The sequence below is a fragment of the Vibrio sp. Vf1514 genome (assembly GCF_052076135.1).
Taxonomy (GTDB): Bacteria; Pseudomonadota; Gammaproteobacteria; order Enterobacterales; family Vibrionaceae; genus Vibrio; species Vibrio furnissii.
In genome coordinates, this window is sequence record NZ_CP197267.1 from 1,261,626 (window position 1) to 1,283,239 (window position 21,614).

20 protein-coding genes are annotated in these 21,614 nt (G+C 52.2%); 10 read left to right on the forward strand and 10 right to left on the reverse strand.

All coding sequences use genetic code 11. The annotated features are described in order from the left end of the window. The first annotated feature begins 93 nt into the window (after positions 1–93). Together ACS18Q_RS05860 and ACS18Q_RS05865 are read left to right on the forward strand one after the other, a co-directional pair. Complete coding sequence (locus tag ACS18Q_RS05860) at positions 94–726, forward strand: TetR/AcrR family transcriptional regulator (RefSeq protein ID WP_441257523.1); 633 nt, start codon at positions 94–96, stop codon at positions 724–726. Next, positions 720–1,631, forward strand: a complete 912-nt coding sequence (locus ACS18Q_RS05865; protein WP_286212154.1) for a LysR family transcriptional regulator — start codon at positions 720–722, stop codon at positions 1,629–1,631. The genes ACS18Q_RS05860 and ACS18Q_RS05865 overlap by 7 nt, the downstream gene beginning before the upstream one ends. A gap of 39 nt (positions 1,632–1,670) precedes the next feature. Here ACS18Q_RS05865 and ACS18Q_RS05870 read toward each other — a convergent pair whose 3' ends face one another. The 4 genes from ACS18Q_RS05870 to ACS18Q_RS05885 form a co-directional block, all read right to left on the reverse strand. Beyond that, positions 1,671–3,212, reverse strand: coding sequence for an MFS transporter (locus ACS18Q_RS05870; RefSeq protein WP_441257524.1), 1,542 nt, complete (start codon positions 3,210–3,212; stop codon positions 1,671–1,673). Between the two features lie 12 nt (positions 3,213–3,224). Beyond that, positions 3,225–4,232: an HlyD family secretion protein gene (locus ACS18Q_RS05875; protein WP_441257525.1), complete on the reverse strand. Its 1,008-nt coding sequence runs from the start codon at positions 4,230–4,232 to the stop codon at positions 3,225–3,227. A 182-nt stretch (positions 4,233–4,414) separates the two neighbouring features. After that, positions 4,415–5,887 carry a Na+/H+ antiporter NhaC family protein gene (locus ACS18Q_RS05880; protein ID WP_014205256.1) on the reverse strand — a complete coding sequence of 491 codons (1,473 nt, stop codon included), beginning with the start codon at positions 5,885–5,887 and terminating at the stop codon, positions 4,415–4,417. Between the two features lie 20 nt (positions 5,888–5,907). Next, the gene (locus ACS18Q_RS05885) at positions 5,908–7,254 is read right to left on the reverse strand and encodes a glutamine synthetase family protein (RefSeq protein WP_004726245.1); all 1,347 of its coding nucleotides are present in this window, start codon (positions 7,252–7,254) and stop codon (positions 5,908–5,910) included. A 195-nt stretch (positions 7,255–7,449) separates the two neighbouring features. Here ACS18Q_RS05885 and ACS18Q_RS05890 point away from each other — a divergent pair, with 195 nt between their 5' ends. From ACS18Q_RS05890 to gabT, 8 genes are read left to right on the forward strand one after another with little or no spacing between them, the layout of a single operon-like run. Further along, positions 7,450–8,250 carry a gamma-glutamyl-gamma-aminobutyrate hydrolase family protein gene (locus ACS18Q_RS05890; RefSeq protein ID WP_004726244.1) on the forward strand — a complete coding sequence of 267 codons (801 nt, stop codon included), beginning with the start codon at positions 7,450–7,452 and terminating at the stop codon, positions 8,248–8,250. After that, positions 8,207–8,761 carry an HTH-type transcriptional regulator PuuR gene (puuR, locus tag ACS18Q_RS05895; RefSeq protein WP_004726243.1) on the forward strand — a complete coding sequence of 185 codons (555 nt, stop codon included), beginning with the start codon at positions 8,207–8,209 and terminating at the stop codon, positions 8,759–8,761. The genes ACS18Q_RS05890 and puuR overlap by 44 nt, the downstream gene beginning before the upstream one ends. A 25-nt stretch (positions 8,762–8,786) precedes the next feature. Continuing rightward, positions 8,787–10,274 (forward strand): aldehyde dehydrogenase, encoded by a 1,488-nt coding sequence (locus ACS18Q_RS05900; RefSeq protein WP_143679124.1) that lies wholly within the window; start codon positions 8,787–8,789, stop codon positions 10,272–10,274. Positions 10,275–10,286: 12 nt separating this feature from the next. Next, entirely contained in the window at positions 10,287–11,564 is a 1,278-nt protein-coding gene (locus ACS18Q_RS05905) for an NAD(P)/FAD-dependent oxidoreductase (protein WP_004726241.1), read from the forward strand. Between the two features lie 28 nt (positions 11,565–11,592). Next, positions 11,593–12,462, forward strand: coding sequence for an N-carbamoylputrescine amidase (gene aguB / locus ACS18Q_RS05910; RefSeq protein WP_014205253.1), 870 nt, complete (start codon positions 11,593–11,595; stop codon positions 12,460–12,462). A 14-nt stretch (positions 12,463–12,476) separates the two neighbouring features. Then, a complete protein-coding gene (gene aguA / locus ACS18Q_RS05915) occupies positions 12,477–13,565 on the forward strand; it encodes an agmatine deiminase (RefSeq protein WP_004726239.1) in 1,089 nt (362 codons plus the stop codon). Between the two features lie 21 nt (positions 13,566–13,586). Next, a complete protein-coding gene (locus tag ACS18Q_RS05920) occupies positions 13,587–15,020 on the forward strand; it encodes an NAD-dependent succinate-semialdehyde dehydrogenase (RefSeq protein ID WP_014205251.1) in 1,434 nt (477 codons plus the stop codon). An 11-nt stretch (positions 15,021–15,031) separates the two neighbouring features. Continuing rightward, the gene (gene gabT / locus ACS18Q_RS05925; RefSeq protein WP_014205250.1) at positions 15,032–16,303 is read left to right on the forward strand and encodes a 4-aminobutyrate--2-oxoglutarate transaminase; all 1,272 of its coding nucleotides are present in this window, start codon (positions 15,032–15,034) and stop codon (positions 16,301–16,303) included. 158 nt (positions 16,304–16,461) lie between these two features. On the opposite strand, the gene ACS18Q_RS05930 is transcribed toward gabT, so the two are convergent. From ACS18Q_RS05930 to ACS18Q_RS05955, 6 genes are all read right to left on the reverse strand, one after another. Further along, positions 16,462–17,565: a phosphoribosylaminoimidazolesuccinocarboxamide synthase gene (locus ACS18Q_RS05930; protein WP_004726236.1), complete on the reverse strand. Its 1,104-nt coding sequence runs from the start codon at positions 17,563–17,565 to the stop codon at positions 16,462–16,464. Positions 17,566–17,844: 279 nt separating this feature from the next. Further along, on the reverse strand, positions 17,845–18,240 hold the full coding sequence (locus ACS18Q_RS05935) for a hypothetical protein (RefSeq protein WP_441257526.1): 396 nt from the start codon (positions 18,238–18,240) through the stop codon (positions 17,845–17,847). Between the two features lie 414 nt (positions 18,241–18,654). Continuing rightward, a complete protein-coding gene (locus ACS18Q_RS05940) occupies positions 18,655–18,849 on the reverse strand; it encodes a hypothetical protein (RefSeq protein ID WP_014205247.1) in 195 nt (64 codons plus the stop codon). A gap of 166 nt (positions 18,850–19,015) precedes the next feature. Next, on the reverse strand, positions 19,016–20,023 hold the full coding sequence (locus tag ACS18Q_RS05945) for a J domain-containing protein (protein ID WP_441257527.1): 1,008 nt from the start codon (positions 20,021–20,023) through the stop codon (positions 19,016–19,018). A gap of 96 nt (positions 20,024–20,119) precedes the next feature. Beyond that, positions 20,120–20,788, reverse strand: coding sequence for an OmpA family protein (locus tag ACS18Q_RS05950; RefSeq protein ID WP_014205245.1), 669 nt, complete (start codon positions 20,786–20,788; stop codon positions 20,120–20,122). A gap of 105 nt (positions 20,789–20,893) precedes the next feature. Further along, positions 20,894–21,577: a DUF2786 domain-containing protein gene (locus ACS18Q_RS05955; RefSeq protein ID WP_038151448.1), complete on the reverse strand. Its 684-nt coding sequence runs from the start codon at positions 21,575–21,577 to the stop codon at positions 20,894–20,896. Positions 21,578–21,614 lie beyond the last annotated feature (37 nt).

Below are 21,614 nucleotides of genomic sequence, written 5' to 3' on the forward strand. Positions count from 1 at the left end.
GCTCAAGGCGTCCTTTTTTTTCGCAGATTTTCCCGTGGGTTGGCGTTATACTTTGAAAATCGTACCCATGAGTACAGTTTGAGAGTGACCTTGATGCGACCTTCCACGGTTCAAAAACAGACCAATTTACTGCAAGCCGCGACGGCGTTGCTGATCGAACAGGGGTATACCAACACCACGTTGGATCAGATCGTGTTGCAATGCGGCGGCTCAAAGCAGACGCTCTATCGTTATTTTGGCAACAAAGAGGGGATGTTTAAGGCCGCGCTGGCGTATCACCTCGAATCGCTGGAGGCATTGTTTGATTTCTCTGCAGCGTCGCAGACCTCGTTAAGGGCTGGCTTATTGGCTTTTGGTGAGCAGTACGTTCAACGCCTCTGTTCTAATCCACTGCTCGGGCTGTTTCGCATTGTGGTTGGCGATTTTCATCATCACCCAGACATTCCAGCATTCTTTCTCAGCCATGGCCCCGTCGCCAAGCATCAACAACTGGCCGATTATTTGCGTCAAACTTATCCTCAAGCGGAAGCGTTTTCCGATGCCGAGCAAGCGGCGCAGGATCTGTTATCACTGCTGCGTGAGCGTTATTTCTATCAAGCGTTGTTGGGATGCCCATTACCTGACACAGCGCACCTGCGCCAACATGTTCAGCGTGTGGTGGATCAGTTTCTTCAAGGTTATGGCCTCGCGCCGATCAGCCACGAATCAGGAGTGACTTCATGCTAAAACTAGAGGCATTGACGCTGTTTCAACATGTGGTGCAACTGGGGGGCATCACGCAAGCTGCCGATTTTCTCTCGCTGCCCAAATCCAGTGTCAGCCGTAAAATCAAAGAACTGGAAGAGCATTACAACGTCAAGTTGATCAATCGCAGTGCTCGCCATTTTACCCTGACTGAAGCGGGGGAAATCTTTCATGCTCACAGCCGTGATGTGTTGACGCACGTCGACGTGTTGGAGCAAGAAATGGCGGCGTACGGGCAGGAAATGAGTGGGAAAATTCGCCTGTTGTGCGTCTCACCGATGATCAAATGTTTGGGGGAATTGCTGCGAGAATTTTGCAAAGCATACCCTCATATTCAGTTGGAACTGCACGCTCAGGAAGTGGTGGAGCGCACCATTCCTAAACGGCGCTTTGATTTGCTGGTGCAATTGGGGCAGCCGGTGATCAGTAATTTGGTGGCGCAGCAAATTGGCGCGATGTACGCCGACTACTACGCCAGCCCGACCTATTTGGCTGAATTCGGCACGCCAAAACTGCCGGAAGATCTGCTGCAACATCGTTTGATCTTCCGTGAAATGTCGCAAGACGAGCATAAGTTCTGGTGGTTTGAATCGCCGACGCGCAAGCTCGACCTTGGGCGAGCCAACATGACGATTGTTGATTCGCCGGAGATGACATTCACGCTCGCCACCCAAGGTTTTGGTATTGCGCTGTTACCGGACATTCAATTGGCGCAAGCGATTAAAGAAAAGCAGTTGGTGCCGCTGTTTAACCAGCAACACCGCCGACGTGTGCCCATCAATTTGGTCTATCACGATCGTCAACACATTCCGCGTCGCGTGCGGTTATTGATTGATTACCTCAGTCAGCACTTTGCGCGTGAGGCAGAAAAGCACTTGCTGTTCTGATCCTTCGACCAGCGCAAAAGCGAGCGGAGCCAGAGCGGATTAGTTGTGTGACGCGTTGGCATTCGCCCGTTTTTTGACCATCTTCTTCCCAACCAAAATGATTGGTGCCATGAACGCGATGGCGATGACAAACCAGAGAAAGGTATTGCCCAGCGCCGAGACAATCACTTGTTGGCTGACGGTTTGTTGCATCAATGTGGCGTTGAGGGTTCCTGATGGCAAATGGCCTTGAGCCAGCAGTAACTGCTGTGTCGATTGCGTGTAGAATGCCGCTGGATCCGCACCGAGCTCGCGTGTCAAATCGGTCATCGATTCAGTGCGCGTGACTTGCAACAAACGGGTAAACAGCGCCGAACCGAGCACGCCGCCCAGCGTGCGACACACATAAAATATGCTGATGCCTTCTGGGCGCTGATCGTGACGAAAATGAGCCAACATGGCGATGGTGACCGACACATTGAGTAAGCCAACCCCCAAGCCGCGCAGGCAAATTGGCAGCAAGACGTCATCCGGCCCCACATACGCGGGTAAGCGACTGAACATCACCACTGAAATGACCAGCATCACGACCCCGATGGGGGTAATGATGTCACTGGGAAAGCGATCTTGATTGCTGGCCGCTACGCTGATGATCATTCCCACCACCATGGCAAGCAATGCTGGTAGTTGAACGAACCCTGCTGTTTCATGGCTATAGTTGAGCACACTGGTGAGAAACAGCGTCATCAGCGCGCCGCTGGCGGTCACGCCGAATCCCGCGAGAAAGCCGTTGTACATAAAGACATTATTGTGCAGATTGGTCAGCAACGTGCGGCTGCTGGTCGGGCCGTTTTTCTGGCTGGCTTGCATCCATCCCATCGCGAGCAGCGCAATCACCACCACCCCCAGCATGGCATAGTCAAACCGTGGATCATCAAACCAGTTGTAGTAGCTACCACGCATCATCAAATAGACCAATCCGACCAAGGCGATGGCGCTCAGGACGTAAGCCAGAACATGTGACTTTTGCGTGCGCGCAAAGGGCTGGCACAGCGTCAAGTGATAGCTGATTGCGGCGGCCAACAGCCACGAACCGGCCAGTGGATAAGTGAGCCATTGCCATTCCACGTGGGTGACGAGCCATGTCAAAAACCACGGGTAGCCGCCCATCGGCAGCAGCGTGGAACAGATGAGCACCAGCGCAGCAAACAACGTCATCGCTCGATAGCTGCATTGATCCAAAATCAGCAGGTTGATACTCAACGTGATGAGGCTGGCACACACGCCGACGACCACCCACGTTGCGCCATGCACCTCCGGGGATTGGTGCGCGCAAGCAAACACCACCTGGCACAATGCGGCCATGATTAAGCTAACGCGCAAGGTGCGCATGACGCTGATAGAGCGCACAATAAAAGGGGCCGCTAACAGCGCAATTAACTGCGCGGCCGAAAAGGCAATATTGAGGTAACTCAGTTCATCACTCGACACGCCGTTGCTGGCTGCCATTTCAGCGGCCAACGCTTTAAACAGTGCTGATGTGATGCCAACCGGTAACATCGCCGCGAGAATCAGCGCGGCTAACCAAGCTTTACGTTGCATTGCGGCTCTCCTTTAAGGCTGGAGCGCGATACTGACCACGGCGGATAAACCCGGATAGACGCGGCCTTTGAGCGAATCGGGCAGGGTCAGGGTGATTTTTACCGGCACGCGCTGGACCACTTTGACAAAGTTACCGGTGGCGTTTTGCGGCGGAATCATGCTGAATTGCGCGCCAGTCGCGGGCGTGATTGAATCAATCAACCCAGCAATCACGGTATCTGGATACATATCCAATCGCACATCCACCGTTTGGCCAGCGATCAAATGGCTGAGCTGGGTTTCTTTGAAATTAGCATTCAGCCACACGGTTTCGGGGATGAGCGTGATCGTGCCCATGCCGGGCTGGACAAATTTCCCTTCTTGCACCTGACGATTGGCGATAAAGCCATCCACCGGTGCTTTGACCAAGGTGCGTTGTAACGCAATGGTATTCAGCGCCAATTTGGACTGCGCTTGTTTGAGCTGGGCATTCAGTTGTTCGCGTTCAGCCGCCAGCGTATTGAGCTGCTGATGGGCGGCATCAAGGGCCAAACGAGTATTTTTCAGCGTCGCTTGTGCGTTGATCGCTTGGGTGTTCTGGTTATCAAAGGCGGTCTGGCTTACCGATGCTGAGCGTAAAAGTTTCTGAAAGCGCTGGCGTTCGGAATGTTGAAATTGTGCATTGGCGCTCGCGCCTTCGATTGCTGTTTTCGCCTGTTCAATGCTGACTTTTTGCAACTGCATTCGTGAGTCATTGTTGGCGAGCGCAGACTGAGCAACCGCAATGGCCGCCTGAGAGATGTTGACGTTCGCTTGATAGTCCTGATTATCAATTTGGAACAGCGGATCGCCCGCTTTGACCCACTGATTGTCGCGCACAAACAGGTGGGTGACACGGCCGCTGACTTCGGGGGAGACCAGTGTCACGTCGGCTTTGACATACGCGTTGTCGGTGGTGACCCATTGTTGTTGCTGCCAGTATTTCCAGCCGCCAAGCGCTAAGGTGCCCAGCGCTGCCAATGCAATGATTGATTTCTTCATCGTGTCACTCGTTTAAAAAGGGAGAAAAGATGGAGAAACTGTACTGGCGAGTACGCTTTGTGGCGAGAAAAATAACTGGAACGCTACTGCCCAAAAAATGGAACGCACGCTTGATTGGGTATATTCAGGGTGTGAAAACAAAAAAGCGAAGCCGAAGCCTCGCTTTTGGGTGACCGATGGAATCAGATAAACAGGAAGAACAGAGTGGTTGCGACAATACCAATCAGCGCATATGGGAACTGCGTGATGGCGTGTTGCATCGATGTACAGCCACTGCCTTGTGCCGACAGCACGGTTGAATCACTAAAGAAACACGAGTGGCTGCCTGCTGCTGATGCAGAGAGCAATGCACCGATGGTCAGGGCCACTGGCACGCCCATTTGCTCGCCCAATGGGAACACGATGGGCATTGCAACCGCAAACAGACCCCAAGACGATGCGGTGGCAAACACCAGGCCAGTCATCACCAAGAAGATGATCGCTGGGAATAGCGAAGGCGACATCCAAGGCGTCACGGTTTCAATCACGTAAGAAGTCAGGCCCAGTTGATCGTTGACGTTTTTCAGCATGAAGCCGCCGATCACCGTGGCCAGCGGCAGCATCATGATCTTGATGCCGTCGTAAATCGCTTCGAACATGGAGTTCACTGGCATCAGGCGTTGCACGCCGTACAGGAAGATGGTGAAAATAATCGCTACAAATACCCCAGCCAGCAGATCGATGTCGAAGTACCAGCTTGCGCCAACCAACACGACCATCGGCAGCGCGAAGTTCATCACGCCCATGGTTGAGTTTGGATGCGCCGTGACATCTTCACCAATCGAAATATCCACGCCACCGTCCGGCTGAACCTGACCCGCTTGCGCGCGCTGCTCGGCAATTTTCATTTGACCAAGGTCTGGAATTTTGTTCATCGCCACCAAGAACACCACCAGCAGCGTTACCCAGCCGTAGGCCATGTAAGGAATCGCTTCGATGTACGCTTGAACGCCTTTTCCGGTCTCTGCCACATTGTTGGCTTCGAGCAATGAACCGAAGAAAATCGCCCAAGTCGAGATGGGGATCAAGATACACACCGGCGCGGCGGTTGAATCAACCAAATAGGCTAACTTTTCGCGGGAAATCTGGTAGCTGTCGGTGATGCGCTTCATGGACGATGAAATCGCGATTGCATTGAGATAATCGTCGATGAAGACCAAAATACCCAGCACGAAAGTGAGCAGCATGGACTGACGCTTGCTTTTTACTTTCGTCACCAACACTTCACTGAAACTGAGAATGCTGCCGCCTTTCTCCAGAATCGTGATCAGGCCGCCCATCAGGCCACACACCAAAATCAGCCATGCGATGGTTTCATCCATCATCACCGACATCGACATGTCGACCACGCCACCAACCACTTCAGTCGGGTTAAGCATGATCAAGCCGACAATCGCACCACTGAACAGCGCTTCCACCGTGCGGTGGGTTAGCAGGGCGAAGGCCAGAACGAAGACCGTAGGCAGTATGCTGTACCAGCCATATGCCGTATCAGGCTGGTGGTGGGTTCCAATGGTCGCAAAAATGCCAATGAGCACTGCGATACCAAGGACCGCAATCAGACTTTTAAAGTCGAATGCGGGTTGCATCTTGATTGCTGGGTTTTTAGTCGTCATAAATAGAGATCCTTTCTCAATTAGGCTGAATGAAGCATCCATTCCACTTCCAGTGGCGTTACTGCTTGTTCAAACTCCCTCAGCTCCGTGTCTTTACATGCGGTATAAAGCGAAACAAAGTCTTGTGGCAAATACATGCCAATCAGTTCACTGGAACTCAGTGTTCTGAGTGCATCCGCCATGCGCGTTGGCAAAGAGGCTGCGTGCTCATCCAGAGCGGGAGGGCATTGCTCTGGAACGAATTGTTGACTGGCGAGCAGGCCGCTTAGTACGACGGCTGCAAGCAGGTAAGGGTTCACGTCCGCGCCGGCAATCCGGTGCTCGATGCGGCGGTTTTTGCTGTCACTCATCGGGATTCGAAGGGCCACACCACGATGGTTTTCCGCCCAGTCTGCTCGGGTTGGGGTGTACATCATCGGGCAGAAGCGTCGGTAGGAGTTCACATTCGGACAAAGTAGTGCCATAGATTCCGGCATCATGGCAAGCATTGCGGTTAATGTTTTGTAAAAAAACGGGCTGCAATCACCTTGGGTGTCTGAGAAACGATTCTGGCCGTGCTCGTCTAATACACTCAGGTGAATATGCATGCCGTTACCCGCTTCGTCGGCGAACGGCTTTGCCATAAAGGTCACATCAAACCCATGTTTGAGCGCCACTTGGCGGATCAGACGCTTAGCATAAATCACCTGATCGCAGGCATTGATGACGTCAGCTTGATGGTTGAAGTTGATTTCGAATTGGCCCGGAGCCGATTCAGACAGTGCGCCAGATGTATTGAGGCCCTGAGCTTGCGCGGCGATGTTGAGGTCGCTGAGGAAGTCGGCGTAATCGTCCAGATTTTCGATGTTGTACACATCCGATTTGAATTCGCGTCCCTGATGAATCGGGTTGACGGGAGGTTGGATTTCGCCTTTGTCGTTGCGGTTTTTATCGATGAGGTAGAACTCAAGTTCAATCGCGGTGACTGGGAAGAGGTTGTTTGCGTGTAAGCGTTCCATCATCTGAGACAGCACCACACGCGGTGACATCAGTGTCTCTTTTTCCCCTTTGCGGTCCATCATATTGAGCATGATCTGGCCGACTTCGGGGTTAAAGGTTGGGGTTAAGGTGCCTGCAATTGGATAACAAATATGATCCGGTTCGCCAATCGCTTCTCCCAATCCCGCTTCTTCCACCACCTTGCCATGCACACTCAATGACAGCGTGGAGAGTGGCAGATAGACGCCTTTGTCCACTTTATCGAGCGCTTCAATGGGGATGCGTTTGCCGCGTGGTCGCGCATTGATGTCGGGAAAAATGAGATCGATGAAACGAATCTCGGGCCATTCTTGTTTAAAATTTTTAACTTCTTGTGTGAATCCGTCCATTTTCAGACACTCCGTATGGCTGATATGTAACTTATATTTAACAAGCTTTGTGTTTTTGGCAATAATTAATGCCTTTTTGGTAGAAATTTTTAACGAAGATCATATTTTGTGTCTTTTTTGTTAATTTCAGGTTGTACTTTTGGTTTTTGGGTTTTAGTTTGGTAAATATATTGAACAAGCGAGTAGGACGTCGCGATGAATAAAGAGAACGGAATGACGAAGCCCGTGATTGGCGTGATTTGTTGTCGTAAGCAAGTGGAAGGGTATGACGTACAGAGCGTGAATGAGTTGTATCTGAATGCGGTTCGTGATGCCGGAGCTTCGCCACTACTGCTGCCAGCAGGCGCGGATGCCCAAGAGCTCAAACAACTGCTGACCATGCTGGATGGTGTGCTACTCACCGGCAGTCACTCGAACGTCGCCCCGCATCGTTATGCGGCCACGCACGATGAACCGAAAACGGATGAGTCTCGTGATGCGTTGTCGTTTTCACTCATTGATCACTGCATCGAACAAGAGATTCCGCTGCTGGGGATCTGCCGCGGTTTTCAGGAAATGAATGTGGCTTTGGGCGGCACACTGCACCCGAAAGTGCACGAGACCGACGGTTTTATGGATCACCGCGAAAGCGCGAGTTCGGATTTCAATGAAAAATATGCTGACGTGCATACGGTAAAAATATCTTCCAACGGCAGCTTTGCACATTGGCTGAATGCCACGCAGGAAATCGACGTCAATTCGCTGCATGGTCAAGGGGTCAATCAATTAGCGCCGCGTTTGACGAAAGAGGCCGAAGCGCCGGATGGATTGGTTGAAGCCTTTAGCCTCAAGGGGCATCCGTACTTCATTGGTGTGCAATGGCACCCAGAATGGCAATCTCGTCAAAGGATCTTTTCCAGAATTCTATTCGATCGGTTTATCATAGCCGCTTCGGAACGTCGGAGTCTTATAAATGGAAACGGATTCAATTGGTCAAAAAATTGCGCAACTGCGTAAGGAACACAAATTATCTCAACGTGAACTGGCGGAAAAAGCCAATATAACTCACAGCGCCATCTCGTCGATTGAGAACAACAAAGTGAGTCCTTCTGTCAGTTCGCTGCACAAGATTGTGAAAGTATTCAATCTGTCTCTGTCCGAGTTCTTTACTCAGGATCAGGAGATCGATGATCGCCCTGTGGTGATCGCGCCGGAACAGTTAATTGAGATCGGTAACGAACGGGTATCGATGCGATTGGTGTGTGATGGGCGTGATAAACGCCGAATGGGTTTCTTGATTGAGTGTTTTCAACCTCATACCGATACCGGTGTGATCAGTATTAAACACGAAGGCGAGGAGAGCGGAACGGTACTCGAAGGTGAAATTGAACTGACTCTGGGCGATAAAACTTATGTGATTCGCGAGGGTGAGTGTTACCTCTTCGATACCAACGTGCCTCATAAATTTACCAATAAAACGGATAGAGTTTGCCGGATCATTAGTGCTCATACGCCGCCAAGCTTCTAGACGTTTTCTTTGTTAAGGAAGCGTGATGAAAACTCAACAGCAATGGATGGATTTGCGGCAGCAACACAATATTGAAGGACGAGCCTTCATCAATGGTCAATATCAGGATTCACTCAGCGGCGAGACGTTTGAAGTCATCAACCCCGCCACTGAAGAAGTCATCGCCTACGTGGCACGATGCAATGATCAGGATGCGATAGCCGCAGTTGAGTATGCAAAGGGCGCTTTCCGAAGCGGAGAATGGGCCGGTCAGTCACCGGCCGCGAGAAAACAAGTTCTGCTGAAACTGGCCGATCTGATTGAACAGGAGAGAGAGACTCTGGCGCTGCTGGAGACCTTAGACACAGGAAAACCCATCAGTCACAGCTATCAGACTGACATTCCGGGCGCGGCTGCCTGCCTCCGTTGGTATGCGGAGGCCATCGACAAAGTGTATGGCGAAGTCGCGACCACCGAACACAATGTTCACGCCTACATTACACATCAGGCGGTCGGTGTTGTGACCGCCATCGTGCCTTGGAACTTCCCGTTGTGGCTCGCGTGCTGGAAAATTGCTCCGGCATTGGCGGCAGGCAATAGCGTGATCCTCAAACCGTCCGAAAAATCCCCGCTGACTGCAATTTTCCTGGGTCAACTGGCGCAACAAGCCGGGCTGCCGAACGGCGTCTTCCAAGTCCTACCGGGCTTTGGCCACGAAGTGGGCGATGCGCTGGCGCGTCACCATGACGTCGATTGTATTGCGTTCACCGGTTCCACTCGCATTGCGCGCCAACTGATGATCTGCTCGGGTGAGTCCAACATGAAGCGCGTGTGGGCGGAAGCGGGCGGTAAGAACGCCAATATCGTGTTCGCTGACTACAAAAACTTAGATAAAGCAGCGCAAGAAACGGCTGCTGGCTGTTTCTACAATCAAGGCGAAGTCTGCGTAGCGGCGACTCGTTTGCTGGTGCACGAGAGCATCAAAGATGAGTTTGTCCGCAAAGTGATTGCCGCCAGCGAAGCTTTCACCCCGAAAGATCCACTCGACCCAAGCAGCAGCATGGGCGCGCTGATTGACCAAGAGCACAAGAACAAAGTGCTGAGCTACATTCGTCAGGGCGTGGACGAGGGCGCAACTCAATTATGCGGCGGCAGCGTGCAATGCAAAGGCGCGTTTGTGTCACCAGTCATTCTCGACAATGTCACCAACGACATGACCGTGGCGCAGGAAGAGATTTTTGGCCCGGTGTTGTGTGTGATCCCATTCTCAACCGAAGAAGAAGCGATTCAGATTGCCAATGACTCCCCATACGGATTGGGCGCAGCATTGTGGACTTCCGATCTCGACCGTGCTCACCGCGTGGCGCGCAAACTAGAAGCCGGTTCAGTGTGGATCAACAACTACAACGAAGGCGACATGACGGTGCCATTCGGTGGGTTCAAACAGAGTGGCAACGGACGCGACAAATCGCTGCACGCATTGGAAAAATTTACGGAAGTGAAGACGACCTGGCTACGTCTGGGCTCGTACTAAAAGGAGTTAGCTGTGATTAATCATACCAGTTCATATTACGCCGCAACGGCGAATTACCATCGTGATTTCCCTGTGCTTGAAGGCGACATGGAGTGCGATATCTGTATTGTTGGCGCTGGATTCAGTGGCCTCTCTTCAGCGCTGCATCTGGCGCAGAAAGGTTTCAAAGTCGTGGTGCTGGAAAGTGCCAAAGTGGGCTTTGGCGCCACCGGTCGCAACGGCGGCCAAATTGTGAACAGCTACAGCCGTGATGTCGACGTGATTGAAAAACGGTACTCACCGGATGTGGCGCAATCACTGTGCAATATGATTTTTGAAGGCGGCGACATCATTCGCGGCCTGATCAAAGACCACAACATCGATTGTGATTACCGTCAGGGCGGCCTGTTTACTTCAGTCAACAAGAAGCAACAAGCTGGGCTGGCCGCGCACAAACATCATTGGGAACGCTATGGTAACCACGATCTGACGCTGCTGGACAAACAAGAGCTGCAAACCATGATCGGCACCGACGCCTACGAAGGCGGCTTGCTTGATATGCGTGGCGGTCACATTCATCCATTGAAACTGGCGCTGGGTGAAGCTGAAGTGATTTTGTCTCTTGGGGGGCAGATCTTTGAACAGTCGGCAGTCACACGTATCGAAAAAGGGGCGAACCCTGTTGCGCACACGGCGAACGGGTCGGTCAAAGCCAAATATCTGGTGTTGGCCGGCAACGCGTATCTCGGCGGTTTGGCGCCCAATATCAGTAACAAGGCGATTCCGTGCGGCACTCAGATTGTCACCACCGAAGTGCTGAGTGATGAATTGGCAAGCGAGCTGCTGCCACAGCGCTACTGTGTCGAAGATTGTAACTATCTGCTGGACTATTTCCGCCTCACGGCTGACAACCGCATGTTGTTTGGCGGTGGTGTGGTGTACGGTGCACGCGATCCAAACGATATCGAAAAACTGATTCGTCCGAAAATGGAAACCGTGTTCCCACAACTCAAAGGCAAGAAAATCGATTTTGCTTGGACGGGCAACTTCCTGCTCACGTACTCGCGCATGCCGCAGTTCGGTGCCTTTGCAGATAACATCTATTACCTGCAAGGCTACAGCGGCCATGGCGTGACGTGCACGCATCTGGCGGGCAAATTGCTGGCAGAAGCATTGACTGGTCACGCGGAACGTTTCGATGCCTTTGCATCGCTCAAACATTACGCCTTCCCGGGTGGCCGCCACTTCCAAGTGCCATTCACTGCGCTCGGCGCGGCGTACTACAACCTGCGCGACAAATTAGCGATTTAATCAGCCTGCGAGTAAAAGGAACAATCCGATGTCTAGAAACGTAACCTTTGCGTGTGTTCAATTGGCGATCTCTTGGGATGTGGAAGAGAACCTCAACAAGATCCGTCTAGCGGTGGCGGAAGCCGCGTCACATGGCGCGAATGTGGTGGTGCTGCAGGAGCTGATTGCCGCGCCGTATTTCTGCAAAAAGCAGGAAGCGAAATATTTCTCGCTGGCCGAAGAAACTGACCAGTGCCGCTTGATCAAAGAGATGAGCCTGTTGGCGAAAGAGTTCAATGTGGTGATTCCGGTGTCTTACTTTGAAAAAGCAGGGAATAGCTTTTTCAACTCGCTGGTGATGGTGGATGCGGACGGCACCGTGCTGGACAACTACCGCAAATCGCACATTCCGGATGGCCCGGGATACAGTGAAAAATTCTACTTCAGCCCCGGCGATACGGGTTTCAAAGTATGGGATACCCGTTTTGGTCGCTTTGGTGTTGGTATCTGTTGGGATCAATGGTTCCCGGAGTTGGCGCGCAGCTTGGCGCTCGCGGGCGCAGAAGCCATTTTCTACCCGACTGCCATCGGCTCGGAGCCACAAGATCCCACGCTGGATTCACGCGACCATTGGCAGCGCACCATGCAAGGCCACTCGGCGGCGAATTTGGTGCCAGTGATTGCGTCTAACCGCACTGGCGTTGAAACTGATGATGGCATCGAAACCACTTTCTACGGCTCATCATTTATCACCGACCACACCGGTAAGAAACTGGCGGAAGCGGAGCGCCATGAAGAGACCATCCTCTATGCGACCATCGACCTTGAGCAGACGGCTCAAGCGCGTCATAGCTGGGGCTTGTTCCGCGACCGTCGTCCGGATCTTTACGGCGCGATTCAGTCGCTGACCGGACAATAACGCGGAGGTCGGATATGGAACTTACCGGCACACCCAAACAGAACGGATTTTATTTCCCGGCCGAATTTGCGCCTCAGGAGCAAGTGTGGATGGCGTGGCCGTTTCGCCCGGACAACTGGCGCGACAACGGCGAGCCTGCGCAGCGCGCTTTTGCGGATGTCGCGATGGCGATCAGCCGCAAAGCCAAAGTCACCGTCGCGGTTACCGCGGACTATCTTGAGGCGGCGCGTGCCTTGCTACCTGAGCCGATTTCAGTGGTGGAAATGGCATACAACGATGCGTGGATGCGTGATATCGGCCCGACGATGGTGGTGAACGCCGACGGCGAACGTCGTGGCATCAGTTGGCAATTCAATGCGTGGGGCGGTGAATACAATGGCTTGTATGCACACTGGCGTGAAGACGACCAAGTCGCGGGGCAGATCTGCAATCAACTGAATGTCGATCACTACCAAGCGCCGTTTGTGCTGGAAGGCGGCGCGATTCACACCGATGGCGAAGGCACGCTGTATACCACGGAAGAGTGTTTGTTGTCTCCGGGGCGCAACCCGCATCTGAGCCGTGAAGCGATTGAAGCGCAACTGGCGCAATATCTGGGCATTCGCAAAGTGATTTGGCTGCCGCGCGGTCTGTTTAACGACGAAACCGACGGCCACGTCGACAACCTGATGCACGTGATTGCGCCGGGTGAAGTGGTGCTCAGTTGGTGCGACGATGAATCGGACCCGCAGTATGCAATTTCGCGCCAAGCATACGATGTGCTCAAGCGTGAAACCGATGCAGAGGGCCGGCGCATTGTGGTGCACAAGTTGCCGATTCCCGGGCCGCTCTATCTGGATGAACATGAAGCTGCGGGCATTGCAGCTTCACAAGGGATGAAGCGCGCGGCGGGTGAACGACTCGGCGGCTCATACGCGAATTTTCTGATGTGTAACCAGAGCATTTTTCTGCCGCTGCTGGATGACACGATGGACAAGCAAGCGATCGCGGTACTGCAAACGGCGCTGCCCGATTACGAGATCATTGGCGTCGCCACGCGAGAAATCCTGCTCGGTGGTGGCAACATACACTGTATTACCCAGCAGATTCCCGCCGCTCGTTAATACGTCACTCAGGTAAACAAAATGGAACAGATAAAAAATAAAGCGCTGCTGGCGTTCCTTGGTGAACCCTGCGGCATGGAGTTGGCCGTCTCAAATCCGGCGACCGGCGATGTTTTAGGTTACCTTCCGACCCAAAGTGAAGGCGAAATTCTGGATGCAATTGAACGCGCACATTTGGCACAAAAAGCATGGCAAACGCGCACCGCAAAAGAGCGCGGCGCCATTCTTGAACGTTGGTATGACTTGATCATGGCCAATCAGGATGACCTCGGTCGCCTGATGACGCTGGAGCAGGGCAAGCCGCTGGCGGAAGCCAAAGGTGAAGTGGCGTACGGCGCCAGTTTCATTCAATGGTTTGCTGAAGAGGGCAAACGCACGTACGGCGAGTCGATTCCCACACCGGCCAGCGACAAACGCATCGTCACCATCAAACAGCCGATCGGTGTGGCTTGCGCCATCACGCCGTGGAATTTCCCGATTGCGATGATCACCCGAAAAGCGGCGCCAGCACTGGCTGCCGGCTGCGCGTTCATCTGCAAGCCGGCCAATCAGACGCCGCTGTCGGCATTTGCGGTTGCAGAGCTGGCTTATCAGGCAGGTGTACCGCGCGATGTGTTGCAGCTGGTGGTCAATGAATCGTCGTCCATGATTGGTGAGCTGTTTACCACCAGCCCGCTGATTCGCAAGTTGTCATTCACCGGATCGACGCATGTCGGTCGACTGCTGATGGCGCAGTGCGCAAGCAGCGTAAAACGCATGTCGATGGAACTTGGCGGCAACGCGCCGTTTATCGTGTTTGACGATGCAGACATTGAACTAGCAGTGAAAGGCGCGATGGCATCGAAGTTTCGTAATGCCGGGCAAACCTGTGTGTGCGCAAACCGTTTCTACGTGCATGATTCCGTCTATGACGCGTTCGTCAATCGTTTCAAACAAGAAGTGGAAAAGCTCGTCGTGGGCAATGGCTTGGATGATGGCGTGACGGTCGGCCCGGTCATTGAGCAAAAGGCCAAAGAGAACATTCTGGCGCTGATCGAAACCGCGGTCGAGCAGGGTGCGACTCAATTGACGGGCAAAGCGTCGCTGGATGGTCTGTTTATTCAGCCGTGCATTCTGACGGATGTCCGCCACGATATGGACATCGTGCAGGAAGAGATCTTCGGCCCGGTTGCGCCGGTGATTCGTTTCCACAGCGACGCTGAACTGATTGAGATGGCCAACGACACCATTTACGGCTTGGCGGCGTACTTCTACAGCCAGAACATTGCCCGCATTTGGCAGGTCGCGGAAGCACTTGAATACGGCATGGTCGGCATCAACGACGGCATGATTTCAACGGAAGTCGCTCCATTTGGCGGCGTCAAACAATCCGGCATCGGCCGGGAAGGTGCCAAACAAGGCATCGATGAATATCTGGACATCAAATACCTCTGCTTTGGCGGACTCAAAGGATAAGGAACATAGCGATGAATAACTCTCAATGGCAGGAAAGAAAGCAGCAGGTGATCGCCAATGGTATGGCGAACCTGAGTCCGATTTACGTGGAAAAAGCAAATAACGCGCAGTTGTGGGACATCGAAGGCAATCGTTACATCGATTTCGCTGCGGGGATTGCGGTCAACAACACCGGCCACTCGCACCCGCGCATTGTGGCTGCCGTGACCGCGCAATTGCAGCGTTTCTCCCACACCTGTTCGATGGTGACGCCGTACGCGTCATTCATCGAGCTGGCTGAGGCGCTGACCCGCCGCGCGCCGGGCCCTTCAGAGAAGAAAGCGATCTTTCTGACCACTGGCGCTGAAGCGGTGGAAAACGCCGTGAAAATCGCGCGTGCCCATACTGGCCGACCGGGCGTGATTGCATTTAAAGGCGGCTTCCATGGCCGCACCAACATGACCATGGGACTGACGGGTAAAGTGGCGCCCTACAAGAGCAGCTTTGGTCCGTTCCCGGGCGAAATTTTCCACGTGCCGTACCCAAATGATGTGCACGGTATTTCTATTGAGCAAAGTTTACAGGCGCTGGATGATCTGTTCGCGTGTGATATCGAGCCCTCACGTGTGGCCGCAATCATCTTTGAACCTGTGCAGGGAGAGGGCGGCTTCTACGCCGCTCCCCCAGCGTTTGCTCATGCACTGCGTGAGCTGTGTAATCGTCACGGTATCATGCTGATCGCCGACGAAATTCAGACGGGTTTTGCGCGCACCGGTAAACTGTTTGCCACCGAATATCTGGGCGTTGAGCCGGATCTGATGACCATGGCCAAAGGCATTGCAGGCGGTTTCCCGATTTCAGCCGTGGTGGGGAAAGCACAAGTGATGGATTCGGCAGCGCCGGGTGGCTTGGGCGGCACCTATGCGGGTTCTCCGCTGGGCTGTGTGGCGGGTCTGGAAGTGCTCAAGATCATCGAAGAAGAGCGTTTGTGTGAAAAAGCGCTGGATATCGGTGAAGTGATGACAACTGAACTGAAATCGTGGCAGCAACGCTGGCCCCAAATCGGGGATGTGCGCAATTTGGGCGCAATGATCGCGATGGAGTTTATTGACCCGAACGATGGCAAACCGATGGCCGAACTGACGAAATCGTTGGTGGCTGCGGCGCGCGATCAGGGTGTCATCCTGCTTTCGTGTGGCGTGAAAGGCAACGTGATTCGCTTCCTGCCACCACTGACGATTGAGGCAGACGTCCTGCGTGAAGGCCTAGACAAAGTCAAGCAAGCGCTGAGCACGCTCATCTAACCGATGTTGATTTCATTGAGGCTGTTCGCAGATATGGCCTGATGATCAGAAGAACGCGATGGGTGGGTTTCCATCGCGCTCGCTTGGCCTCGACACCAACAAAAACGGTCCGGCTGAATCAGCGGGACCGTTTTTCTATTTCATGCGGGATGAAACACTTAATCGATCAAACCGTACTCTTTTGCCAGTACGTCGATGATTTCCTGTTTTGGATTCGTGCTCAGCTCAATCGGATGGCCGACGATTTTCTCGGCAATACCCAGGTAAGTGCGAGAGATGTCCATCAGTGATTCTAGAGGCAACGCGTTATCACGTGCGAGTGCTTCACGCTCAGGCATGCGCTCTTTGTTGAGCAGAATGTCTGGATCTGGGAAGTAGTTCAGCAGGAACTGACGGAACCCTTCTTTTGAGTTTTCGACAATCTTACCTGCTTGGTATTCCTGCGCATCCCAAATACGAGATGAGTCAGGCGTGCCCACTTCATCCATATAGATCAGTTTTTCAACGCCATTGGCATCGGTCACGTAGCCAAATTCAAACTTGGTGTCGACGAAAATCTGACCAATCGCTTTCAGCGCATCGCTGATCACGCCAAAGCCTTCTTTCAGCAGTTTTTCGTACAGCGCGATGTCTGACGCTTTGCTGAAGTTGAATGCTGCAAAGTTATCTTCAATGTTCTGACGTGTGATGTTGACGTCATCCGCTTCCGGTACGCCGGGAATGCCTTTCAGAATGCCTTTGGTTGATGGCGTCATCAGCAGCTCTGGCAGCGCTTTATCTTTTTCCAGACCTTCTGGCAGCGCAATACCACAGAATTCGCGTTCGCCTTTTGAGTACGCTCGCCACATCGAACCGGTGATGTACTGGCGGCAAATCGCTTCAATCTTGATTGGTTTGGCTTTTTGTACGATCCACACAAACGGGTGAGGGATGTCCAGAATATGGCTATCGGCTAGGCCATTTTCTTGAAATAGCTTAAACCAGTGGTTTGAAATCGCGTTCAGTGCCGCACCTTTGCCCGGAACCCCGTTGACGCCGCCTTCGGCGTGCCAGATACAGTCAAAAGCAGAAATTCGGTCACTGATCACCATGATGGCCAGTGGCGCATCTTCGGCAACGTTGTAGCCTTTTTCTTTGATCAGGCGACGGCTGTCGTCTTCAGTTAGCCAGTATACCGAGCGGACTTTGCCGCTGTGAACAGGTTGGTTGGTGCGGATGGGGAGGTCGTCATTGACGGCAAGAACTTGGTCAGCAAGGCTCATTTAGACATTCCTATCTTATTTCAAACGTCGTTGAGAGAAGATATCCGTAGCGTAAAAACGGGATGAGATATCAAATACTGAGCGCATCATACCAGAACTATTTTCTGTCGCCAGATAAAAAGCAAACGTTTGCTTAAATAACTCAGTGCTTTGTCTGGTCACTCTATTTTACAGCGGGGGAATGTGAAGATTTGGGGGAATCCGTAAGCACGGCAGAAAAGCCCCCCCGCCGAAACGGAGGGAAAAGACAGTAATAATCATCCTTAATGGAAAGCACAATTAATGGAAAGCGGTCGGCATGCCGGAGAGGAAGAAGACTTCACAGTGATGTTCAGCCGCCAACTGTGCCAGCAATTTTTGGCTGACGATGTCGATGTTGCTTGAGGCCACAATCGCACTGGCGTTGCCGGATTGAATCGCTTTCATCACGATTTCGATTTCGGAGTGAGACTGAGAAGGTTTCATATGAATAATTTTTCCGCACTGTACGTGATGTGCATTGAGCTCATCGTATTGAGGACGCGGGCACTGGGCAGTGTAAAGAATCCACTGTTGCTGCTGCGATAAATTAGCCAGGCGAGACATCATGCCGGTGTTAGCCCCTTGTGGGGTGTAACGGGTGGTGTTGTAAGTGTGGTTTACAAAACGTGTGGTCTTGAAATCTGCGTGAAGCATAATACTGTCCTTTCATACATGCTGTATGTGTATACAGTATTATCAAATGCGGTACTGATCAAGTGATAATTCGCTTATGGAATGCACGAATTCAAATCAGTGATGCGTAGTTTTTAATTTATCCTATTGATTATATTTATTATTTTATTGAATTTGGTTGTGTGTTTTTTGTTCGCTAAGTGCGATGTTTTGTGATCGCGGTGGTGCTTTATGGTGACGCGAATACTGTTCAACGACCTGTACAACAGGCAAACCCCTGTATAGAAATCCAAAGGAAAACGGAGACGAGGCTTCATTGCGCGTGTTTGACGACGGAGATCGGCAGAGATAAAAGAAGAGACGAAAAAAGAAGACAAGAACATATGCGGAAGGACGGCGATCAAAAAAGCGCCATCCTGGCGCTCTTTTCTCGGGTTAAGGTCTGAATGCGGCCTGCTGGGCTCGACGCTCTCGCAACGCTTGCTCGGCAATATTAAATTGTCGTACATCCATACGCGCAAATTCATTGCATTTAGCACAAGAGTAGTGTGATTTACCGTCGATATATTCGTGTTTAGTCAGCAGGCTGGGTTGTTTACACCAGTCGCAAATGCCTTCGATTGTGAACATGTTTTCTCCCCACCTGATTCAGGTGTTTAATTCGCGGCGAATTATCGCATAGTCAACTGGGGTAAGTTAAGTGTTTGTTATGGATCTTGCGAGAGTAATCGATTGCGCCATAAGGGCTGCGAGCAATCATGGGAAATTAATATCAGAATAATGAATGTTGAATTAACTATTTATTAACATGGTTAATAATAATCTTTAAGGCGCCGTTCAGACGCTTCATTTCCTCTTCGCTGCCCTTCATGTCGGGATGGTAGATTTTCGACAGTTGTTTGTATCGCACTTTGATGCTGCGTTCATCGGGAAGCTGGCTGGGATGAAAACCAAACATCGCACAGGCCAGTGATAACTTATGATCCTGATTTAGATTGGCTTGCGCGTTTTGCAGAGATTTCAGTTCGCGATAGAGGGTTTCTAACTGGCGCTTTTGTTGTTTAACGATGCCGGATTGCGCGTTGAGTTTGGCGGCATAGTCTTCCTGCTCGTGCGTGGATTGGCGACGTTTGGCCAGTTTGACATAGCGATAAGCCGACAGCAAACAGACGATCACCAACACCACCAGAACGATGAACAGGTAATCGCTCATCAGGCTTTCGGTTTGATGTTGCGTCGTGGTGGTTACCACGGGTGTGGGTTGGGCGGTGGAGGCGTCGATGGCACTTTCCAATTGTTCGATGGACGACACCTGTCGCGCACGCTGCTGGTTGAATTTCTGCTCCAGCAATTGCGCGTACAATTGCTCCGCTTGTGGGTTGTGTTCGGCGGCGCTGTGATACCAAATCTCCGCCATCGCGTCTGGGCTCGGTGATTGCGTTAAGCTTTGATACAACTGCCCGATATGCACAGCAGCGCTCTGATTGCCGTCCACCAAGGATTTGATCAACCAAAAGAGCGCTTTGTGGATGTCTTTGTCTGTGCCAGCTCCGGCAACATAGGCGTTGGCAAGCTGAACCATTGCGGGCGTGTGGCCGGCTTCTGCGGCCTGTTGAAACCAATAGAATGCATCGTCCTGACTGACAGGCGTGTTATGGCCACGTTGATAATCAACGGCGAGCTGATACTGCGCGTTACGATCGCCCTGATTGGCCAAGGTGATCAAATCTGAAATGTCGGCTTGTGCGCTGAATGTCAGCAGTGCAGTAAGAGCAACGAGCAATCCTCGAACGAAGTGGCGCATACCCGATCACGATCCTTATTAAAAAAGCCCGGCGTTATGCCAGGCTTAAGTCATTGATGTTCAGACACATCCCATCATTGTGGCTGGCTCATTAAATCATTTTAGCGGGAGAATTTGAATCTCAACGCGGCGGTTACATGAACGGCCATCCGCGGTGCTGTTGGTGCACAGTGGGTAACGTTCACCATTGCCACGCGCAATGGCACGGCCTGCGGCAACACCTTGAGACAGTAAGAACGAACGAACGGATTCCGCGCGACGTTCAGACAAAATTTGGTTGGTGGTGTCGCTGCCTGTGCTGTCGGTGTGACCGTCAATCACAAGGCTGGTGTCTGGGTATTCGACCAGAATTTTTGCCACACCACGCAGCGTGTTGTGGATAGACGAGTCGAGCTGGTATGAGTTGGTTTGGAAGCCGATGCCGTTTTGCATCCGCAGCACCAATTGGTTTTCGCCCACACGTTCGACTTGAACGCCGGAGTTCAGCAGCTCTTGACGAAGCGCAGCTTCTTGTTGGTCAAAGTAGTAGCCGACGCCACCGCCCACTGCAGCCCCCCCCGCGGCGCCGATGAGTGCACGCTGACGACGCTCTTTGGCATCATCACCACTTGCAAGGCCCACCGCAGCACCCGCCAGTGCGCCGAGCAATGCGCCTTTGGTGGCTGAGTTTGTCTCGGTTTCACCGGTGGTTGCGTTCTGTCGCTGTGTTGCTGCACAGCCAGAAAGTGCGATCAACACGGCCAATGCCAGAGTTATTTTTTTCAAAACGTCATCTCCATGAGTCATTATTTTTTCCGCATGCAATAAACGAAAAAACAGCCTTGTCGTCAATGCAAGCTTAGACGATTTTACTCAGGTTTGACGAAGGATTTACTTCAATAACTTGGGCGCTTGAGCGCCATCAATGGGGCGGCTGACCGAAATTCGACGACCTTTTTTCAGCCCAACTTCGTAATCGGCGGTGAGGTTTTTCATCGCTTCACGCAATTGCTGCTTAAAGGTTTCGCGGTCTATGTTTTTGAATTCTTTATCAATATAACTATTGATTTTATTTGCAGATTCTTCATCTGGCGTAATGATCGGCAATTTTTCCAGTGCGCCTTCGACCCAACCCGAGAGGAATGAGTTCACGCGACGCTGTACTTCTGGGTTCGATGTGCCGCTGCCAGCAAAGCTGTTGCGGAATTGACCGGTCTGTTCGTTCATCTCGCGATAGACGATATCAAACGCAAACGCCGCAAAGATGGCGCGGTCCGCTTCGCCGATGAATTCCACGCGTTTCAGGCCTTTGTGATTGAGCAGCACCGCTTCAACGCCAAACTTGGTGTTGATACCGCGAATGACACGCAAAATGGCAGATGAAATCGAAGCCGGCAGCAGGTGCGTCGACTGCGTTTTCCCCATTTTGATAAACTCAATGTCATCTTTGTCCAAGCCATACTTGAGCATCAGGCGGTGCGCCATCTTGATGGCGTTCGCAGCTTCGTTCACGTTGGCTGAATTGCCTAACTCTAGGCATTTCGCGATTTTTTTGAGGGCTTTTTGTTTATCCATCGACATGCGAAAAACGTTTCTACGGCATTAAGAAAAG